Genomic DNA, 19,541 nt, shown 5'->3' with positions numbered 1-19,541 from the left:
TTGACTTCCTTTGTCGGCCCATTGAAGTTGTAATCAACCACCTTGTCCAGGCTTTCGTTGGCTTTCTTGAAAGCGTGGCATATTTTCCTCGAGCTGGCGGGAAAATGTACTGTAATAGTCTGGTGAGTTCAGCTTGGCTCTTGGCAATAGTCGCGATGGTTGCGTCCTATCTTGGCATCGCCCACTTTCATTCGTCCAGTCTTTGACGAAGACCTTCCAGATGCTCTTCTTCGCTGGCCATCGGCATTGCTTCATAGGCTTTCCAGCTCTTGTCCATGCGCGTCCAGAGTCTCGTCGCGTTTCAGGATAGTTTTAGCTTCTCCTGCGGCTGAGGATCATTTTCGTAAAGTGCCGTGATCAGATTGGTGGCATGAATCGTCTGCTCGAATTCCATTAGCTCTTGCAGGTTCTCCACGCTGGGTAAGCGGTTTTCGCCAATTTCGTGTATTGCGCTGGTGCCGGTGCGCATGCCTACCAGGCCAACGCCCGCAACGATCAACAATGCGATCAATGCCAGCCCGACGAGCAAATTCAGCTTCATTTGCAGTGATAACTTTTCCATTTTTGCCTCCGTACCTAAGTACTTTTATCTGATTGGGTTATTGATCAATGCAAGGCCTGATCGGTCAGCGCCATATCCTGCCCGGTCATAAGTTTCTCGATATCCATCAGGATCAGCATGCGTTGGTCGACTGTCCCGAGTCCGATGATGTAATTCGTGTCAAGCGCCGCACCGAATGCCGGTGCTGGACGGATCTGTTCCGGGCTAAGCGTAATCACGTCGGACACACTGTCCACCACCATTCCCACCACGCGCCCGGCGACATTGAGGATGATCACCACCGTGAACTGGTTGTATTCGACACTTTCCAGTTGGAACTTGATGCGCATGTCGACGATCGGCACGATCACGCCGCGCAGATTGACCACGCCCTTGATGAACTCCGGCGCGTTGGCGATGGTCGTCACCGCTTCGTGACTGCGGATTTCCTGTACCTTCAGAATCTCGACGCCGTACTCTTCGTGGCCGAGGGTAAAGGTGAGGAACTCATTGGCCTGCATTTGGCCAGCGGCCAACTGTAGTGCGGCGACATCTGCTACCGGGGTCTGCATTGCCTGCGTCATGATCTATAACCTTTCTGACTTTGTTTGTGTCCTGACACGCTGCTGTTCAGGTGATGTGGCTTGTAGAAAACGGATAATGGAAATGGAAATTGAAAAAGTGGGCCGTGCTCACATAGCGATCTTGAGTCCGACGGTAATTTGTTTGGCGCGGGCACTATCCGTCTGCACCCCCCACGAGGTATCCACGTAAAAGCGCTTGGGGACAATCGTCCAGCGCGTGGCGACCTGCACCCATGCCGCGCTGCGGTCGTCGCCGAATACCTCGGCCATTAGGTCCACCGGCCCGAATGCACCGGGGCGTTCAACGGCTAATGCCCAAACGCTGCTGTGTTGACCAGAGTTATGCGCGTAGTGCGCGCCCAGATTGGCGTGAAACAGCCATCCAATGAGGGGCGGTAACGGCCACCCTTAAGTTCGGTGGCCTCGTGCTTGAAGCTGTTGCCCGGCTCTTGTGCGCCGAAGAGTGCGTACGCCAATGTAAAACCGGTTTGTTCCTCGGTGAGTTCACGCAGGAAGGTCTTTCCCGTCAGCGCCGCGGCTTTGGTGAGGTCGCCGGCCGATCGTTCGGTGCCGGCGCCGAAGGCTAATTGGGTATTTCGACCGATACCGCAGCCGTACTGCACCCAAAGCGCATTGACGTTGGGGCTGCTGCTCTCCCGGGCCTGACCGGCGTAGCTTTCGATTTCGCATTCGCGGTCGCCCAGCACGCCCGCATCTTCGGTTGCGAGTGGACGGCCCGCCCAGGCGGGACAAACGAAGAACGAGGAAAGTACCAGCGCGCCGATTGCGCTTTTGCCGCAATTCGTTTTTTCTTTCTTTCCCAAGTTCTTGATCATTTCCCTATCCTCGAATGTTCGTCATTCCCGCGCAGACGGGAATCCAAGGATTGATCGAACTTGGATTCCCGCCCACGCGGGAATGACGTACGTTTATGTATTGGCTGCCTTAAAACTCATTCCATTCCGAGTCCCCGCCGCCCGCCGCCTTTGCCGCCTTGGGCTTGGCTGGTGCGTGATGCGCGAGCTGCGCCGGCTTGCGATGGTTCGACAGATTCGCCACCTTGGCCGGTGCGGATACTTTTGCCATCGCCGGACGCCCCGCCTGCTGGGTCAGCTTGAAGATCGACACCGCCTGCGACAGATTCCCCGCCTGCTCTTCCATGCTCTCGGCTGCCGCCGCCGCCTGTTCCACCAGCGCCGCGTTCTGCTGCGTCACCTCATCCATCTGCGTGATCGCCTGGTTCACCTGCTCGATCCCCGAGCTCTGCTCCTGGCTCGCCGCCGTGATCTCGGCCATGATGTCCGTCACCCGCTTGACCGAGCTCACGATCTCTTCCATCGTCTTGCCGGCTTCATCGACCAGCTTGGTGCCCGCGCCGACCTTCTCGACGGAGTCCCCAATGAGCTCCTTGATCTCCTTGGCCGCCGCCGCACTGCGCTGGGCCAGATTGCGCACTTCGGTGGCGACCACCGCAAAGCCGCGGCCCTGCTCGCCGGCCCGGGCGGCTTCGACCGCCGCGTTCAGGGCCAGGATGTTGGTCTGGAAGGCGATGCCGTCGATGACGCTGATGATGTCGACGATCTTCTTCGAGCTCTCGTTGATCGAACTCATGGTGGTCACTACCTGGCCGACCACGTCGCCGCCGCGCACGGCGACATCCGAGGCACCAGTCGCCAGTTGATTGGCTTGCCGGGCGTTCTCGGCGTTCTGTTTCACCGTCGAGGTCAACTCTTCCATGGACGACGCGGTTTCCTCGAGCGAACTGGCTTGCTCTTCGGTGCGCGAAGACAGGTCGGTGTTGCCGGAGGCGATTTCCTTCGAGGCGACATTGATCGATTCGGTTGACTCCTTGATCTGGCTGACGATCTCGGCGAGCCGATCAACGGTCGTGTTCGAGTCGTCCTTCAGGCGCCCGAACGTGCCCTGGTAGTCGTTGGTGATTTTTTCAGTCAAGTCGCCCTTGGCCAATGCACCGAGTACGCGCACCACCTCGTTCAGGCCGGTGTCGCTGACCTGCATCAGGCGGTTCAACCCATCGACCATCTTGCGGAAATCGTACTGATACTTGTCGGCTTCACCGCGCACGGTAAAGTCACCGCGGACCGCCGCTTCAACCAGTTTTGCGATTTCCCCGTTGACCGATTGCAGGCTCGATTTGACGCCGTCAATCGCAACCGTGATCTTGGCTTTTTCGCCTGGCAGCTTGTCCATGTCCAGCGACAGGTCGCCCAGCGCATAGCGCGAAACTACGTCGACAATTTTCATCTTGACTGCGATATGCGCCGCGACCAGTTCATTGGTCATCACCGCCATTTCGCGATAACTGCCGGCAAAGCTATCGGCCGGGATACGGTAGCTGATCGTGCCGGCGTCATGCTGCTTCTTCATTTCGTTCTGTGCGGCGTAGAAACCCTTCAGCGTCTCGACCATTTTCTGCATGGAGAGCAGGAGCTTGCCCGTCTCATCGCTGCTCTTGATATCGATTCGCTTGTTCAAATCACCTGCGGCGATAGCGTCCGCCACGGCCATTGCATCCGAAATCGGGCCGGTAATGCTGCGGGTGATGAACCAGCCGAACAGGGCAGTAAGAATAGTTGCAACCAAGCCTAGAATCAGCATCAAGCGCTGGGCGGATTCGGCACTGGCGCCGGCGTCCTTGCCCTCTGTCTCCATCAACGCGCTCTGAAAATCGATGATCTCGTTCACCGCGCCGAGATAGTCAGTTTGATTCTTTCGAAGGCTACCTTGCATCAGTGCGACGACCTCCGCCTTTTTGTCAGCCTTGAGCAACTCGATGAACTTGTCCTGGTCTGCCCGGTAGGCGATGCGGGCGTCCTTGACCTTCTTCAGGATTTCCTTGCCCTTGTCGGACGTGATGGACTTGTCGAGCTTGTCCAGGTTTTCGTCGATGATTTTCCGCTGTGGACCCAGGGAATCGAGCGATTTTTGTTGCTCGGCGCCGCTGTAGATGTAGGCATTGCGCATCTGGCGCGCGATCGCGTTGATCGCGTCGATAACATTATTGGCCTGAACAGTTTTGGGAAACTGGACGTGAGTCAATTGGTCTATCTCGCTGTCAAGCGTCCCGATGCGCTGGTAGCTGATGCCAGCGACCGCGATGAGCAAAAGGAGGGTCACGGCAAAGCCAATTGAGAGCCGCACACCAATCTTCATATCTGACACGTTCATGATTTACTCCACAGTTAAGTTCGAAAATTTTGTAGCAAGTCCATCAGTCGTCAATGAATTGACGCGTCCACCAGCGCCATGTCCTGCCCCGTCATCAGTTTCTCGATGTCCATCAGGATCAGCATGCGTTTGTCCACCGTGCCCAGGCCGGTGATGTATTCGGTATCGAGTGCCGCGCCGAATTCGGGTGCGGGCCGGATTTGTTCCTATTCCTCGGCGCCGAGTTTGAAGGTCAGGAATTCGTTGTTCTGCGGGGCAGGTGCGGCGCTCACCTGCGCCTGGTGCTGTGTTTGCGTTTGCGGTTGCATTCAAGTTTCTCCTTCGGATCAGTGGCTAAGTTGTTTGGAGCGCGCTGGGTTCGGACCGGCGCTGCTACCAGCGATGACGACATGGGCGACATCGAGGATCAGGGCGACCCGCCCGTCCCCCATGATGGTGGCGCCGGATACGCCGGGTACCTTGCGGTAATTGGCTTCGAGGTTTTTCACCACCACCTGATACTGGCCAATCAGTTGATCGACCATCAGCGCGGTCTTTGCGCCTTCGAATTCGATGATGACGAGGATCTTGCTGGCCGAGTCCTTCTTGGGCGGCGGCGCACGGAAGACTTCATGCAGGGCCACCACCGGCAAGTAATCGGTGCGCACTTCCACCACGCGGCCTTGGCCGACCACGGTGCGCAGCATGCCGTCGGCCACCTGAAGTGACTCGACGACGTTGGCGAGTGGAATGATGTAGTGTCGCCATTCACGGCAACCGACATGCCATCCATGATGGCGAGCGTGAGCGGCAGGCGGATCGATACGCGCGTGCCATATCCTTCGGCGGAATCGACTTCGGCGGTGCCGCCGAGTGCGTTGATGCTTTTGGTCACCACATCCATGCCAACGCCACGGCCGGAAACGTCGGTGACTTGTTCGGCGGTGGAAAATCCCGGTGCCCAGATGAGCTGCCAGACGTCCTTGTCGGGCATGTCATCGGTGACGGCGAGGCCCTGTTTTTTCGCCTTGGCGAGAATTTTTTCGCGATTGAGGCCGGCGCCGTCGTCGCGAACTTCAATTACGATGCTGCCGCCCTGATGCGACGCGGACAGGAAAATGGTGCCGCGTGGTGATTTGCCGGCGGCAATGCGTTTCTCGGGCGATTCAATGCCGTGATCGACCGAGTTGCGGATCAGGTGATTGAGCGGGTCGGTGATTTTTTCGATGAGGCCCTTGTCGAGTTCGGTGGCTTCACCGGTCGTCTTCAGGTCTATTTCCTTGCCCAGTTTGGCGGCCAGGTCGCGCAGCATGCGCGGGAAGCGATTGAATACAACGGCCATGGGGATCATGCGGATCGACATCACGGCGTCCTGCAGGGAGCGGGTGTTGCGTTCCAGGTCGGCAAAGCCGGAGAGGATGCCTTCGTGGATGATCGGGTCGATGGTGCGTCCGCGGTTGGATAGCATCGCTTGCGTAATCACGAGTTCACCGACCAGATTGATGAGTTGGTCGACTTTTTCGACCGAGACGCGCAACGTCGAGGCATCCGCGCCGGCGGCGGGCGCGTGCTCCGCGCGCACTTTTGGCGCGGGTTTGGCGATTTCGATTGGTGTGGTGGCGGTGGTTGTGGTCGTGGCGGTATCAATGGTTACCGCTTGTATATCCGCTTCGTCAAAAATGCCGTAGCCGGGATCGCTGGATGGGGTGTCCATCGGCGGACGGTCCCCGCGCATATCTTGCGCGTGGGCCCCGTACGCTTCGGACGTTACTACAACGGTGAACCGCACTTGGTCGCGGCTCACATGGAAACTGAAAAGATCACACAACTCGTTTTCCGGTGTCGTGGTGACGACCCGGTAGCGGCGCGAGTAGGTGAGGGGCTCAACTTTGGCGGCCTTGGTGTCCTTGGCCGCCTTGGCTCCCTTGGTGGCTTTTGCGCCTTTCGTACCTTTGCCAGACTTGGTGGGTGCCGTAACTTCCAGCGTGTCGGCGGCGGTGATCGGCGTTTCGTGTGGCGTAATGTTGCCGAGATTGGGGATCTCGGAAAACAATTCGACGATGCTGTCGAAGATGCTCTCATCGTCCAGCGGGCCGATCTCCATGTCGTAGAGGTAGGTGCCGTCAGTGGGTTTTGCCGTGTTGCCAGGCGCTGCGATGCTGGAGGCATTGGCAGGCTTTGCCGAAACGGTTGCCATGACAACTTCGACGGAGCTCGCGGTTTCGGTGGCGCCGACGGCAAGTCTGCGCACGGTCGCCAGCAGGTTCTGATATATCGCCCACCTCGCCGGTGTCGCCTGCCTGATGCCGGGCGAGTTGGGCCTTGAGGACGTCACCCGCTTCGAGCAGGGTGTCGACAATTTCGGTGGTCAATGGAATTTCGTGTTTGCGGACGCGGTCGAGCATCGTTTCAAGTTCGTGCGTGAGTTCCGCGACATCCTGAAAGCCGAAAGTCGCCGCGCCGCCTTTGATGGAGTGCGCCGCGCGGAAAATGGCGTGCAGGTCTTCCTCCACCGGATCGTCGACATCGATCGCGAGCAGCATGTTTTCCATCGATGCGAGGTTTTCAGCGGCCTCTTCGAAGAACACCTGGTAGAACTGCGTCAGGTCGAAGTCACCTGCTGATGACTGACTGGCGGGAGTACCGGATTTGCTCATGATTGGGCCATTTCTGATTGGTGAATTAGTCGCGCGGCATGAATCGGGCGCGTGTGTTTTAGCGGATGACCTTCTTGACGACTTCGATCAGGCGCGCGGGATCGAAGGGCTTGACCAGCCAGCCCGTTGCCCCGGCCGCCCGGCCGGCCGCCTTCATAGCGTCGGAGGATTCGGTGGTCAGCATCAGGATGGGCGTGGTCTTGTACTGCGGCAGGCTGCGCAATGCCCGGACCAGCGAGATGCCATCCATGCGCGGCATGTTCTGGTCGACCAGCAGCAGGTTGACGCTGGTCTTGCGGGCCTGCTCCAGGCCCTCCTGGCCGTCGGCGGCTTCCAGCACATTGAAGCCGGCGCTCTTTAACGTAAAGGCGACCATCTGCCGCATCGATGCGGAATCGTCCACGGTAAGTATTGAATACATCGCTGAAGTCCTTGTGAGAGTGCTGCCCGCTCTGATGAAGCGTTCGATGGTCCGGATGTCTGTTGCCGCCTGTGCCGATCCGGTGATGGCCGCGCACACCAGCACGCGTGCCGCCAGAACCGGGATCGCCAAAGTCCTGTACGTCAAAGGTGTTTGCGGCAGATGGAGGCGAATCTTTAGCGAAACCCGCGCCGGGACAAGGCGTTTCAGGCGTTTCAGGGGTTTGCAGATCGTTGGGGCGGGCGAACGTCGCGTTCGTGAGATGTTGTTTGCGCGGTCAATTCTTTCGCTGACCATCAATGGTGGCGAAGTACATGCGACGGGCAGGCCGTGCGGGGTCATGGCGATCGTTGGTCCCTGTGGTGGGCCGTCCCTGGAGACGGCGCAAACCGTGGCTTATTCTCGATTCCTCATTATCCGTAGCGGGTGTTTGGGCGATAATGGGAAAAGCGGCACGAAAACTCCCCATTTCCCTCATCCTTGGTGCTTGGTCAATTGATGGCTGTATCCTCAACTGCATCCCCGTCTTCTCCCGCGCCAACGCCAATTCGCGTACTGTTTGTTGAGGATTCGGAAGCCGATTACGAACTGATGTTGATGACCCTTGCCCGCGACGGCGTTGTGTTGTCGGGATTGCGCGTCGAGGAGGCCGGGCCAATGCGCGCCGCGCTCTCCGATGGGGTTTGGGATGCGGTCATCGCCGATCGCAACCTTCCGCGTTTCTCGTCCGCTGGCGCCTTGCAGGTGCTGCGCGAGACCGGGCTGGACCTGCCGTTCCTGGTGGTATCGGGGGATGCCGGCGAGGAGATGGCGGTCGAGGCGTTGCTCGCCGGCGCCGACGATTACGTCATCAAGCACCGCCTCAAGCGGCTCGCACCGGCGTTGCGGCGCAGCCTCGAGGCGGCGGCTGTTCGCCGCGAACGGGCGGCCGCCGAAGCGGCATTGCGATCATCTGAAGCGCGGCTGCGAGAATTGGCCGGCTACCTTGAAGCCGTCAAGGACACCGAGCGCGCCGCGGTTGCGGCGGAAATTGGCGAAGAAATCGGCAGCTCAATGACGGCCCTCAAGTTTGAACTTGCGTGGCTGCAGCGACGTGTACCTTTGGCGCCCGAGGCCAGGGATCGATTGGCGGGCGCGATCAAGCTTGTTGAAAACGCGACAATGACGACGCAACGCATGGTGGATGACTTGCGGCCCGCGGTTCTCGATCAAGGCATCGTTCCCGCCGTCGAATGGCTTTGCGCCCAGTTTGCGCAACGCACCGGGATTGAAACGCGTTTCGATGCCAATCGTGAAGAAATGCCCGATTCCAACGCCAGTATCGGCATCTACCGCATATGTCAGGAAGCCCTCAGCAATGTCGTCCGGCATTCCGGTGCGACGCGGGTTGACGTGCATTTGTTTGCCGACAATGATCATATTCACCTTGAGGTCACCGATAACGGCAGTGGCTTGATCCTGTCGGAAGAGGCCAAACCGGCGTTTGGCCTGACCAGAATGCATGAGCGCGCGCGCAACCTGCAAGGTTCACTGGATATTTCCAGCGCGCCGGGGCAGGGGACCACGTTGCTGCTGTCGCTGCCGCGGTTCCGCGAAACGTTTGCCGGGAGCAAGGCATGATCCGCGTATTTATTGTCGATGATCACGCCATTCTGCGGCGCGGCATACGCGACATCCTCACCGACGGCGACGGCATCGAGGTGGTCGGCGAGGCGCAGGATTACAACGAGTTGCGCGGCAAGATGCGCACCGTGGCAATCGACGTGCTGCTGCTCGACGTCAACCTGCCCGGCAAGAACGGCATCGATATCCTGAAGGCGTTGCGCGAGGAAAATCCGCGCCTCAAGGTGCTGATGTTGTCGATGTATCCGGAAGATCAATATGCGGTACGCGCCCTCAAGGCCGGCGCCTATGGTTACCTGAACAAGGCCAGCGCGCCCGAGCAGTTGCTGGATGCCGTCGCGCAGATCATGGCGGGTCGAAAATTCATCACGCCGGAAATCGCCCAGTCACTGGCGGACAACCTCGCCCGCGATACTGAGGAACTGCCTCACACAAAACTGTCGGACCGCGAATTCCAGACCCTGTGCCTGATGGCCTCCGGACAACGGCTTGCCGATATCGCCGTGACGCTGGCATTGTCACCAAAGACCGTGAGCGTCTATCGCGCCCGCATCCTCGAAAAAATGGGCCTGACCAACAATGCGGAATTGACGCATTACGCGCTGAAGCACGGCCTGGTGGAATAGGCAGGGTCTGGCCGCTGCACCTTCTTGTCGCGTGTAGGGCGGGCACGCTACGCTTTGCCCACCCTTGTATCTACAGACTGCGGCGCCGATAAGAAACTTCCAATTGCTCGCGCGATCGTGCTGAGGTATCGGCACACTCAACGCAAGCCATTGATTCCTCTATGTCTGGAAAGCCCTTCGATACCTCAGGGCGAACGGGGAGGAGGTTAACAGAAGTAGCCAGTAGCGAAACACAAGCACTGGCGCGCCTTTCGGCGGCAAAATGCCTCGAAATCCCCGCCAGTGCTTGTGTTTGCCTATTTTTTTTCATGCTCTCGCTTCACCGGCCCCATTGGGCTCAGTATTTCTGCCTACCCGTCGATAACGATGTTGGTTGCGCCGGTTTCACCATTCCAATGAACGCGGATAGCGGGTTCCGGACGCGTCGTTCATCCATCACCGCAGCCTGTTCATAGGCGGAAATTCATGGAAGCGTTTGTCTGGAACCCGTGTTTCGTTACCGGACTCACCGAAGTCGATGAGCAGCATCATCGCCTGGTCGATATCATCAATCGATTCGGTAGCCTGGTCATGCGGCAGGAAAATGCCTCCCCTGCTGAGCTTGAAGCCATATTTGCGGAACTGGCTGACTACGCTGAATATCACTTTGCAGAAGAAGAGGCCTTGATGAAGGCGTCGGGTCTCGATAAGTGTTATATCGAGCAGCACAAGCAGAGCCATCGCGGCTTTCTGGATGAAGTGACACAGTTGCATGGTGGTGCTGGCACCAGCAATCGTACCGCGGCAAAATCGCTGCTGAAATTTCTCACACACTGGTTGGCCTATCACATCCTGGGAACGGACCAGGGCATGGCGCGTCAGATCGCATCGATTCAGGCGGGTAACCGTCCGGACGATACGCAGGTGCCCGGCTCGCAAAGCAAGGATGCCGCGACCGATACCTTGCTGAACGCACTCAATGGCCTGTTTCAACAGGTCTCCGAGCGCAATCACGATTTGGTGCAATTGAACAAGACGCTGGAAGCGCGGGTCGATGAGCGTACACAGGCGCTGACAATCGCCAATCAGCAACTGGAAGAACTCGCCAATACCGACACGCTCACCGGTCTGCCGAACCGCCGTTACGCCATGCGCAGCTTTGCGCGCGAATGGGATGCGGGTGTGCGCAATGGAACGCCACTTTCTTGCATGGTGATTGACGCTGATGGTTTCAAGGTGATAAACGATACCCACGGACACGATGCCGGCGATACGGTGTTGCGGGCGCTATCCGCGCAATTGCAGCACGCGGTACGCACCGACGATATCGTCTGCCGTCTGGGGGGCGATGAATTCCTGATCATCTGCGCGGGCACACCATTGGAAGGCGCGATGAAACTGGCGGAATCCATCCGGCGCGAGGTCGCGGCACTTCGCGTTCAGGCCGGGATGGGTGAATGGCGAGGCAGCATCAGCGTTGGTGTCGCCGCCCGGACCGCCGCCATGAAAGGACTGGATGAACTGCTAAAAGCCGCGGACCTGGGCCTTTATGCCGCCAAGCGAAATGGGCGCAATTGCGTGGCTACCGCGGACGTCAATGAAGGCGCGGTGCAAATCGATCCACCGCGGACTCTGCCGCGCCTGGGTCGCTCGTCGCGTAACACTGGGCGCCACTTATCTGAACCGGGCGACGTAAAACGCGTAAGCGCGACGAATTCACCGTAACACACCTGCGGGTAAGAATGGGCCGGTCAGGATACTGACGTCCTCGCAGATAAAGGGAAAACGGTGACGAAGCAGCGACGCGACGTACGCGGGCTTTGCTACGCTTTCTCGCCCACCAATTCCACCCGCAACCACTGCTCAACCTGGAGAAACTCAGCCTCCAGCGCGGCGACCTGGGCGAGCGACATCGCCGGGGGCGTGGCCTTGCCCGCGACCTCGATCTCCCGGCACAGGCTTCCCAGCCGGGTTGCGCCCACGTAAAGGCTGCTCGGCCGCAGCGTATGCGCCGCCCGGCTGACCGCCGCCACGTCGCCCGCATCCGCCGCCGCCCGTATCGCCTGCACCAGCGGTGGTGCGCTCTTCTGGTAAATCCCGATCAGACGCGCCAGCACCGCGTTGCCGCCCGACTTGTCCAGCGCGCGAATACTGTCAAGCACCCGGCGGTCCAGCCCCTCGACGACGTTCTCGTCGCCCATATTGGCTGCCGCCGTCGTGTTCGTTGCGGCGCCTGCTGTGCCGGTCGCAGCTGACGCCGCATTCGCCGATTGCGGCGCGAGATGGCTTCGGATCGCCGCCCAGCTGCTGCTGACCATAAGGCTTGGCGAGGTAGCCATCCATGCCGGCGGCAATACATTGCGCCTCGTCGCCCTCCATGGCGTGCGCGGTCAAGGCGATCACCCGCAAGCGCGGCGCGCCGCTGGCGGCCTCCCGCGCGCGCAGCGCCCGGGTGGCTTCGAAGCCATCCATCTCCGGCATCTGGCAGTCCATCAGCACCACGTCATAGGCATCCTGCGCCATCGCGTCGAGCGCCTCGCGCCCGTTCGCGGCGATCCGGCAGGTGCAGCCCAGCGCCGCCAGCATCTCGATGGCCACCGCCTGATTGACCAGGTTGTCTTCGGCGACCAGTACGTGCAGGGCACGCGGGCCGGGCACCGATGCCCCCGCATGGGAGATGGCGGCAACCGGGCCGGATACGGATGCGTCAATGGCCGTGCAGGCGATCAGGCAGTCGCTCAACTGCGAACGGCTGACCGGCTTGGTCAGCCAGGTGCGCACGCGCAATGCATGCAGGGTCGGCGTGGGCACATCGAGGCCGACCGAGCTCAGCATCAGCAGCTCGACATCCTTGATCGCGGGGTCGCGACGGATGAGTCGCGCCAGTTCCAGTCCGTCCATGCCCGGCATGTGCATGTCGAGGATGGCAATGCGATAGGGGTCGCGGCCGGCAGCCCCGAGGAGGGCGCGCAGCGCTTCCTGCCCGCCGGCGACGCTGTCGGCGCGCAGGCCCAGTCCGGCGAGCTGGCTGCAGAGGATTTCCCGGTTGGTGGCATTGTCGTCGACCACCAGCACCCGCAGGTGATGCAGCGAGGCCGGCCGCGGCGGGGCGTACGGGGTGGCGTCCTGTTGCGTGGCAAACGGCACGGTGAACCAGAACGTGGCGCCGTGACCGAGTTCGCTGGCCACGCCGATTTCGCCGCCGAACAATCCGACCAGCTCCTTGCTGATGGCGAGCCCCAGGCCGGTGCCGCCGTATTTGCGCGTGGTGCTGTTGTCGGCCTGGGAAAAGGCGCTGAACAGCCGTGTCTGGGTGTCGGCATCGATGCCGATGCCGGTGTCGCTGACCTGGAAGCGCAGCACCACGCGCTCGCCCTCGTGCGGCGCCATGCCGATGCGCACCACGACTTCTCCCTGCTCGGTGAACTTGATGGCGTTGGTGATGAGGTTGGTGAGGATCTGCCGCAGCCGCCCGCAATCGCCCCGCAGCGCCGGCGGCACGGTTTCGTCCACGTGCAGGATCAGTTCGATCCCCTTGGCCTGGGGCCGGTTCGGCGAACAGGCCGACCAGTTCGTCGAGGGTGCGGCGCAGGTCGAAGTCGACATGCTCCAGTTCGAGCTTGCCGGCTTCGATCTTGGAGAAGTCGAGGATGTCGTTGATGATCTTGAGCAGGGCGGTGCCGGACTGGCGCGCGGTGTCGGCGAGCGCCGCTGGCGTTCGCTCAGTTCGGTGCCGAGCAGCAGCTCGGTCATGCCCAGCACCCCGTTCATCGGCGTGCGGATCTCGTGGCTCATGTTGGCGAGGAATTGGGATTTGGCGCGGTTCGCCGCTTCGGCTGTGGCTCTTAGCCCGTTTGCCTCCACCGCCGCCATTTCCAGATCATGGTTGCTGCTGGCCAATTGCCGACTGCGTTCCTCCAAAGCGTGATCCCGCTCCTCGAGTTGAATCAGCATGTCGTTAAAGCCTGTGGTCAGTTCTCCGATTTCGTCCTGCTCCCTGCTCTGCACACGAATGCTGAAATCGTGACTTGCCTTCACTTGTTGCATCGAATGCGCCAGCAGCGAGATCGGTTCGACAATGCGTCGTTGCAGACGCGCTGCCCAGAACAGCGCCAGAAATCCGGACACCAGGGTTACCACGAGTATCAAGACCACACTGCCGAAAAGCAGTACGTAAAAACGATCCGGGCTGGCGAAAAGATGCACGTAGCCAACCGTTTCCTGATGCAATCGAATCGGCGCCAGATATTCAATGGCATCAATTCTGAAGCGGTAGGCAGGCGCATTTTCATCCATTCTTTGCTCCGCCCATGAATCAACGGCGGAACCGAGCCCGTTTTCCTTGGCAATTTGGCCGTAACCCGCGAAGAAACTCCGCTCGGCTGAATAGATGGCAACCGTGGAAATATCCTTTTCCTCATGAAGCGCGCCCAGAAGCTTGTTGGCCTGCCGCGCATCGCCAAACTCGAGAGAGGCCGTCATGTTGGCTCCTGTCATCTGGGCGACCATCGCCAGACGATTGATCATCGTCGTGCTGAAAGTCCACGTCTGAAATGTAAGCATGGCAGAGGCGACTACGGACAGGGCGGTTGCCACCGTTCGCCAAACGAGGCGACGCAGTTTGTCCCGGATCGAAATCCGCTGTCCGGTGACCATTGATTGGCGTTCCACGCGCGCTACTCCGACGATCGTCGCCAACTCCGGCAAAGGGGCGCCGATATTCAGGCTGCCTTCCTTGGCGTTGCGCAGGTTGATTTCAAAGGACAACTTATTCTCGTTGCGGAACAACCCGATCACTCCGCCGTGCCTTGCAAAATCCGTCGCCTCGCTAACCGTTAACAGCGGACGTCCGCGCAGTGTGCTCGGCAGATTGCCGCTGACTTCGCGTGCGCCCGCGGGGAGATAAAGCACGGCAATTTGCGACATCGGTCGATGACAGACCATTGATCCTGCGGAACTTCACCTGCCGCGTCCCCAGTGTCTGGCCTTCCGTCAAAGCCAGTGCAGCGCCGACAGGCGATTCACCGAAGGCACAGATGGCAATAGACGCGTTTTCAGGCATGACCGACGCCGGCCATTCAACAAACTTGACCAGTTTGAAGACCAGGACCGCCTTGATCCGGTCCTCTCGCGATATCCCTGCATCCGCAAGGGTGAGCGACATCAGCAACGACAAACCACCGGCCAGGCCGAACACGGCGAACCGGCGCAGCTGCGCAAGTCGAATTGCCACGGCAGTGGTCCCCGCAAGCTAGATTGTGTTCAAAATTTCAGGTAAATCTGTCCGAATACCGAGCGCTGGATCTGCATCGCGGAACATCCAGGAGTTCCGATGCAAACTCAGGATGTCGTTTGTTCAGCAAATTGCGGCCACTCACGGCCACTTCAACATTCTGGCTGGACGCCAGGGCAAGGCGCAGGTCAAGCTCGGTGTAGCGCGGAATTTCTAGGCCGAATGTAACCTCGCTCAATCGTCCGACGCCGTACCTCGGCATCGATATCGGTATCCGGGCGCGGATTCCACGCGACATGCAAGTAGCCCTGCCGTTGGGGCACGTTCCCCGGGAGGTCGACCCTCGAAACATCGTCCTATCCTTGGTCTTCATGGCGAACTGCGACAATGCGGCCTGAAGTCGGATACTCGGCTGGGGACGCCAGTCAACCGAGATCTCTACACCGTGGCTCCGGGCCTTGTTCAAGTTGGCGACTGACAGGGGCTGCACCACGTAGCGCCTGACTTACAGGGAAGAAGCACGCAGGCGAAACCGGTATCCCGGCAGGCTGGCAAAGTGGTGCATCGAAACGGATTGACCTGAGTTTGTCGTAATCGTTGTAGTACGTGGCCAGATCAAAATTGAAGGTCCTCGACAGGCGATGCTTCCAGCCCGCTTCGTAGGCTACCAGGGATTCGCTGTCAACCACGCCCGTGCCCTGCAACAGTATGGGGAAAGGCAGCGGGTTCTGCGCGGACATCGGCGCAAGCACCGTCTGATTCACGACTCCACCCCGGTCGATGCGACTGGGCGTACGAGACGCCTTGGATATTGCGCCCCAAAACGTACTTGCCTCTGTTGGCGTCCACAATAGCCGGTATTGGGCTGGAACCTCAACGCCGGTATAGTCATTGTTCTCCAGCTTCACGCCCAGTGTGAGGATCAGTTTCTCCGGTGAGAGCGTGATGTCATCCTGCATGAAGGCGCTGAGCAAAACCGGGTTCGACGACTGTGGTGAAAATACTGCGTGGTTGCAATGTGTTTGCCGGGATGCCGGTGAATGATGCCTCTGATGGTGTCGCGGTTCAGCCGATACCCTGTGCCGGCAACCAGATCGTGGCCGCAAATCGACGTGTCCGATATTGAAAATCAAGATCGAAGGTATCGCGCTTCTCTTTCACGTGCGCCGGCCAATCACGCTCGATATGGTCAATATAGGTTTGCACGGTGAAGGTGTCAGTGGCCGAAATATCTCGTTGCCAGCGCCCGAGCAAATTCCCGCCCGAAACCTTTTGTGATGTCTGAGCAAGGACGTTAAAGGGCGGGGTCAGGAAATTGAGCATTGACGTGTCCCCGGAGCGCCCGGTGTAGTAATCGCCCTGCAGTGTGACCTTGTCGATATTTCCGGCGGCCAGGTCCGTCCTGAATCCCGCGCGCTGCTGACGCCAGGTGTCTTGACCGGCAGCACCGGTTGCCTCGACAACCGAGCCATCGCGGTCGAAGCCCTTGGCATAGGCCCGCCAGTGCCCCATGTCACCCAATTCGCCGCCGTAACGTATCGAGGCTGATCCACGCGCTTCACTGCCCGCGCCGACCGTCATTTTTCCGCCAACGGTTGCCGCGGCAGACTTGGTGATGATGTTGATGACGCCGTTGCCCGCGTTGGCCCCCAGCGCGTGGCCCGGGACCGCAGAACAACTTCGTGCGCTCGATGTCCGCGAGCATCGTATCCTGAACATCCCAATACACACCGGAAAAGTCGGCGCATACACGCTGCGCCCATCCATCAGGACAAGCAGTTTGTTGGTGAAGCGACCGTTTACCCCGCGCGAACTAACCGCCCAGGAATTCGAGCTGATCTGGCCGACATTCAAGCCGGGCGCCATCCGCAAGGCATCCGCGATGGTGGTTGCCCTGAACGTCGAATGTCATCCGCAGTGATGACGAACACAGCTGTGCTGCTGCTTGGGAAAACCGTTTGCGGTTTCTTCGAGACCGAGGTGATCTCCATATTGAGAATCTCGTCGAGACCAAGAGAAAATGACGGTTCTACCCTGGGCGGCCAGGGTCGGCGGCACGACAACAGCCGGAGCCAGCCGCGAGGATCACCCGCCACAGCTTTTGATTTTGCGCAATGTTTGTTTCCATCTGTTCTCCTCGGTTCTCCGGTTTTTTTGCAATATCGCTGTTCGTCATGCGAATACCGGCGGCCGACTACATTTCCGGCAATAGCGCATACGCCGCGAAATGAACTGGCGCCCCCACGCTGAGAAAACTCCCGACATGTCATCACGTGGCAAGCAGTCATTCCCGGCACGTTTGCACCCGCAATCCAGAAATTCTGAATTCGCAGCTTGCGGTCGGCCTCGTTCATCAAGCGCATGGCAGGGTGAAAAGGGCGATCGGACATGAGAATTCGACCGTCGGGTGACCGCTTTCTGACCCGAGTCAAGGACACAAAGCAATCGTTCCCTTGTAACGGCATTCCACATCTAAACTTGAGCATCACCGACGCGTACCTTATTGGTTAGGTACCCCGCCCAACGGGCCGGGCGATGTTTTATCCAGAGTATCCTTTCGTTTGCCTTCGCCAGTTGCGGAACAGAGAGGGAAAAATGGTTCATCTTCCATTTCCCGCATTGGAGCCCGTGGTCTCGCGCGGTGTTTTTTCGCTAACGGCCTGCGCCACGGCGGCAAACGCAAGCACTGGCGCACCTTTTGGCACAAAATGACTGAAAAGCCCCGCCAGTGCTTGAGTTCAACCTGGCATCTGGTCAGCCCGTGCCGCAACGCTCCAATTGAGTAACACACTCACCCAAGATGCACCCGATTCTTGCCGGCTTTCTTGGCGACGTAGGTAGCGGCGTCCGCGCGCTGGATGGCGGATTCATGGCTGTCGCCGGGGCGATAGTCGGTGACACCTGCGCTGAACGTGATGAGAATTTTTTCGTCGTTGTGGAGGAAAAAAGTGCGCGTCAATTGGCGCTGTGTGCGCGTCAGGATGGTGACCGCTTCGGCGGCGGACGTGGCTGGTAACAGGAGCACGAATTCCTCGCCACCATAGCGTGACACCGTGTCGCCGGGCCGCAGCGCGCCGCGTACCAGATTCGCGACGTGTTGCAACGCCATGTCGCCTGCCTGATGGCCGAGCGAATCGTTCAGCCGCTTGAAATCATCGATATCCAGCAATGCGACAGCCAATGGAACACCCTCGCGCTCGGTGCGCGATTGCTCGACGACGAACGCTTCTTCCAGGCCGCGGCGGTTCAGGACCTGTGTCAACGGATCGATCCGCACCAGGCTGCTGACATCGACAAGCTCCTTCTCCAGCGCGTGCACGCGCGCTTCGTATTTCTGGGTGCTTTCGCGCGCGGCGCTCAGTTCGCCATGGGTGCGCTGAATACCTTCGCGCATTTCAACCGCATCGTCCAGCAGGCTGGCGACCACTCGCGACAGCGACGGCAGGTCGTTGGCTTGCTTGATGGCTTCCGCGCGATCGCCGATGCGGCGATGGAATTCGCCGGTCGTGGTTTCCGCCTTCGCCAAGTGATCAATGAGGGACGCCAGCATTTCCTTCAGGGCCGCCTTGGCGACCTTGAGATCGGCTTGCAGCTCGGCCTGGCGTTGCACTGCCAGTCGCACGCTGTCTTCTGTTTCGGACAGCGAACGTTCGTCGAGCGGCGCGGCGAGCAATTGCGTGATGCGCTCAACCTGACCGCTAACCCACGCGTCTTCATCGGCAAACAAGGCAAGGTTTTCACAAAGCAATCGCAGGAGCTTGACCAGTCTCTCGCGCAGGGCAGCCTGGCGCTGCACTTCCGCCTGGGTGCTGACCGAAGCGGACTGAATTTCCTGAAGCCAATCGGCACCTGGCACGCCGGAGAATTTCGCCAGGCGCGCTCCCAGGGAGCCTGAGGTTCCCAAGGATTCGCTACCTTTGGTGGACATCGCTTTAGTTTCGCGGCAATCCGGTGGTTGATAAAGATCCAATGCCGTTTGAGCCAGCAGTCGCCATGCTTTTACTTCGGCGCGTTGATCGGAAGACGGTTGTGACGTGACCGTGGTGGATACAACGGCGGCCGATACGCCAGTGTCGGTGTGCGCCTCGATATGACGATTTGAGTTGTCGGCAAGCGGGGTGGCCGCCGTGGACGGCGACGCCGACGACGCCGCAAGTTCGGTATGCTCTCCCGGTTTTAGCGCCCACCCGGCCATCAGGCGTTCGAGTTTTTCGCGGGTGTGATCATCGGCCGAGGGCGCTGTGAGGACATGCCGTACGGCGCCGAGTTTGCGCGCGCGGGTCCAGTCCGCGTGCGTGGTATCGAGCTGCGTGAGCAGGTGCTGCAGCATGCGTGGCCATTCGCGCGAGGGCTCGGCCAGCGCTTCGCTCAGCGTTTCATTGACGGCCTTCAGGGCATTCTTCCACGCGCGGCCCTTGACGTGTTCCTGCAACCGCAATGCGCTGCCGAGTTCCGGAAGGCGCGTGGTGATGCCTTCGACCAACTGGGTCAATACCTGTTCCGGTTCGACGCCACCTGCCGCGTGGCTTGCGCTGTCACCGGTGTCGCCGCCTGTATCGCCCGAGCCACCCATGGCTTCGCGGTATGCCCGCGAAAAATTCTCCGGCGTCGGTGCGACCCGCGAAGCCGCCAGCTGACGTATCGCCTCACGGGCAATGTTGGCGGGACTGGTATTGCGGGTAAGCGTGTCCATGATTTTTGCGGTCGTG

18 protein-coding genes and 2 pseudogenes are annotated in these 19,541 nt (G+C 59.7%); 3 read left to right on the top strand and 17 right to left on the bottom strand.

Annotation, left to right across the window (positions count from 1 at the left end; genetic code table 11):
• Nucleotides 1-301: 301 nt before the first annotated feature.
• From IPP88_18540 to IPP88_18500, 9 genes and pseudogenes are all read right to left on the bottom strand, one after another.
• Entirely contained in the window at nt 302-562 is a 261-nt protein-coding gene (locus IPP88_18540; protein MBL0124635.1) for an MCP four helix bundle domain-containing protein, read from the bottom strand.
• Between the two features lie 44 nt (nt 563-606).
• On the bottom strand, nt 607-1,113 hold the full coding sequence (locus IPP88_18535; GenBank protein MBL0124634.1) for a chemotaxis protein CheW: 507 nt from the start codon (nt 1,111-1,113) through the stop codon (nt 607-609).
• Nucleotides 1,114-1,233: 120 nt separating this feature from the next.
• A complete protein-coding gene (locus IPP88_18530; protein MBL0124633.1) occupies nt 1,234-1,395 on the bottom strand; it encodes a hypothetical protein in 162 nt (53 codons plus the stop codon).
• A gap of 38 nt (nt 1,396-1,433) precedes the next feature.
• On the bottom strand, nt 1,434-1,961 hold the full coding sequence (locus tag IPP88_18525) for a hypothetical protein (GenBank protein ID MBL0124632.1): 528 nt from the start codon (nt 1,959-1,961) through the stop codon (nt 1,434-1,436).
• A gap of 109 nt (nt 1,962-2,070) precedes the next feature.
• Nucleotides 2,071-4,314 carry an MCP four helix bundle domain-containing protein gene (locus IPP88_18520; protein MBL0124631.1) on the bottom strand — a complete coding sequence of 748 codons (2,244 nt, stop codon included), beginning with the start codon at nt 4,312-4,314 and terminating at the stop codon, nt 2,071-2,073.
• A 50-nt stretch (nt 4,315-4,364) separates the two neighbouring features.
• Nucleotides 4,365-4,517: pseudogene (locus IPP88_18515) on the bottom strand (chemotaxis protein CheW).
• 123 nt (nt 4,518-4,640) lie between these two features.
• A pseudogene (locus tag IPP88_18510) lies at nt 4,641-6,490 on the bottom strand (chemotaxis protein CheW).
• Nucleotides 6,417-6,950, bottom strand: coding sequence for an Hpt domain-containing protein (locus IPP88_18505; protein MBL0124630.1), 534 nt, complete (start codon nt 6,948-6,950; stop codon nt 6,417-6,419). The pseudogene IPP88_18510 and the gene IPP88_18505 overlap by 74 nt, the downstream one beginning before the upstream one ends.
• 58 nt (nt 6,951-7,008) lie before the next feature.
• On the bottom strand, nt 7,009-7,371 hold the full coding sequence (locus IPP88_18500; protein ID MBL0124629.1) for a response regulator: 363 nt from the start codon (nt 7,369-7,371) through the stop codon (nt 7,009-7,011).
• 498 nt (nt 7,372-7,869) lie between these two features.
• Here IPP88_18500 and IPP88_18495 point away from each other — a divergent pair, with 498 nt between their 5' ends.
• The 3 genes from IPP88_18495 to IPP88_18485 all read left to right on the top strand — a co-directional run bounded on the left by IPP88_18495 (nt 7,870) and on the right by IPP88_18485 (nt 11,324).
• Nucleotides 7,870-8,991 (top strand): response regulator, encoded by a 1,122-nt coding sequence (locus tag IPP88_18495; protein ID MBL0124628.1) that lies wholly within the window; start codon nt 7,870-7,872, stop codon nt 8,989-8,991.
• Nucleotides 8,988-9,620, top strand: a complete 633-nt coding sequence (locus tag IPP88_18490) for a response regulator transcription factor (GenBank protein MBL0124627.1) — start codon at nt 8,988-8,990, stop codon at nt 9,618-9,620. The genes IPP88_18495 and IPP88_18490 overlap by 4 nt, the downstream gene beginning before the upstream one ends.
• Nucleotides 9,621-10,085: 465 nt before the next feature.
• Complete coding sequence (locus IPP88_18485) at nt 10,086-11,324, top strand: bacteriohemerythrin (protein MBL0124626.1); 1,239 nt, start codon at nt 10,086-10,088, stop codon at nt 11,322-11,324.
• 98 nt (nt 11,325-11,422) lie between these two features.
• Here IPP88_18485 and IPP88_18480 read toward each other — a convergent pair whose 3' ends face one another.
• The 8 genes from IPP88_18480 to IPP88_18445 all read right to left on the bottom strand — a co-directional run bounded on the left by IPP88_18480 (nt 11,423) and on the right by IPP88_18445 (nt 19,525).
• Nucleotides 11,423-11,800 carry an Hpt domain-containing protein gene (locus tag IPP88_18480; GenBank protein MBL0124625.1) on the bottom strand — a complete coding sequence of 126 codons (378 nt, stop codon included), beginning with the start codon at nt 11,798-11,800 and terminating at the stop codon, nt 11,423-11,425.
• Nucleotides 11,754-14,525 carry a DUF4154 domain-containing protein gene (locus tag IPP88_18475; GenBank protein MBL0124624.1) on the bottom strand — a complete coding sequence of 924 codons (2,772 nt, stop codon included), beginning with the start codon at nt 14,523-14,525 and terminating at the stop codon, nt 11,754-11,756. The genes IPP88_18480 and IPP88_18475 overlap by 47 nt, the downstream gene beginning before the upstream one ends.
• On the bottom strand, nt 14,428-14,796 hold the full coding sequence (locus IPP88_18470; protein ID MBL0124623.1) for a YfiR family protein: 369 nt from the start codon (nt 14,794-14,796) through the stop codon (nt 14,428-14,430). Before IPP88_18470 ends, IPP88_18475 begins: the two co-directional genes overlap by 98 nt.
• 73 nt (nt 14,797-14,869) lie before the next feature.
• Entirely contained in the window at nt 14,870-15,298 is a 429-nt protein-coding gene (locus tag IPP88_18465) for a TonB-dependent receptor (protein ID MBL0124622.1), read from the bottom strand.
• Nucleotides 15,258-15,791, bottom strand: a complete 534-nt coding sequence (locus tag IPP88_18460; protein MBL0124621.1) for a TonB-dependent receptor — start codon at nt 15,789-15,791, stop codon at nt 15,258-15,260. Before IPP88_18460 ends, IPP88_18465 begins: the two co-directional genes overlap by 41 nt.
• A gap of 106 nt (nt 15,792-15,897) precedes the next feature.
• Entirely contained in the window at nt 15,898-16,698 is an 801-nt protein-coding gene (locus tag IPP88_18455) for a hypothetical protein (protein ID MBL0124620.1), read from the bottom strand.
• Entirely contained in the window at nt 16,683-17,222 is a 540-nt protein-coding gene (locus IPP88_18450; protein ID MBL0124619.1) for a hypothetical protein, read from the bottom strand. Before IPP88_18450 ends, IPP88_18455 begins: the two co-directional genes overlap by 16 nt.
• Nucleotides 17,223-17,623: 401 nt before the next feature.
• Nucleotides 17,624-19,525 (bottom strand): diguanylate cyclase, encoded by a 1,902-nt coding sequence (locus IPP88_18445; protein ID MBL0124618.1) that lies wholly within the window; start codon nt 19,523-19,525, stop codon nt 17,624-17,626.
• Nucleotides 19,526-19,541 lie beyond the last annotated feature (16 nt).

It is taken from the genome of Betaproteobacteria bacterium (assembly GCA_016720925.1).
Taxonomy (GTDB): Bacteria; Pseudomonadota; Gammaproteobacteria; order Burkholderiales; family Usitatibacteraceae; genus UKL13-2.
The sequence above is the reverse complement of the archived record's forward strand: the minus strand, read 5'-3'. Positions and strand labels throughout refer to the sequence as shown.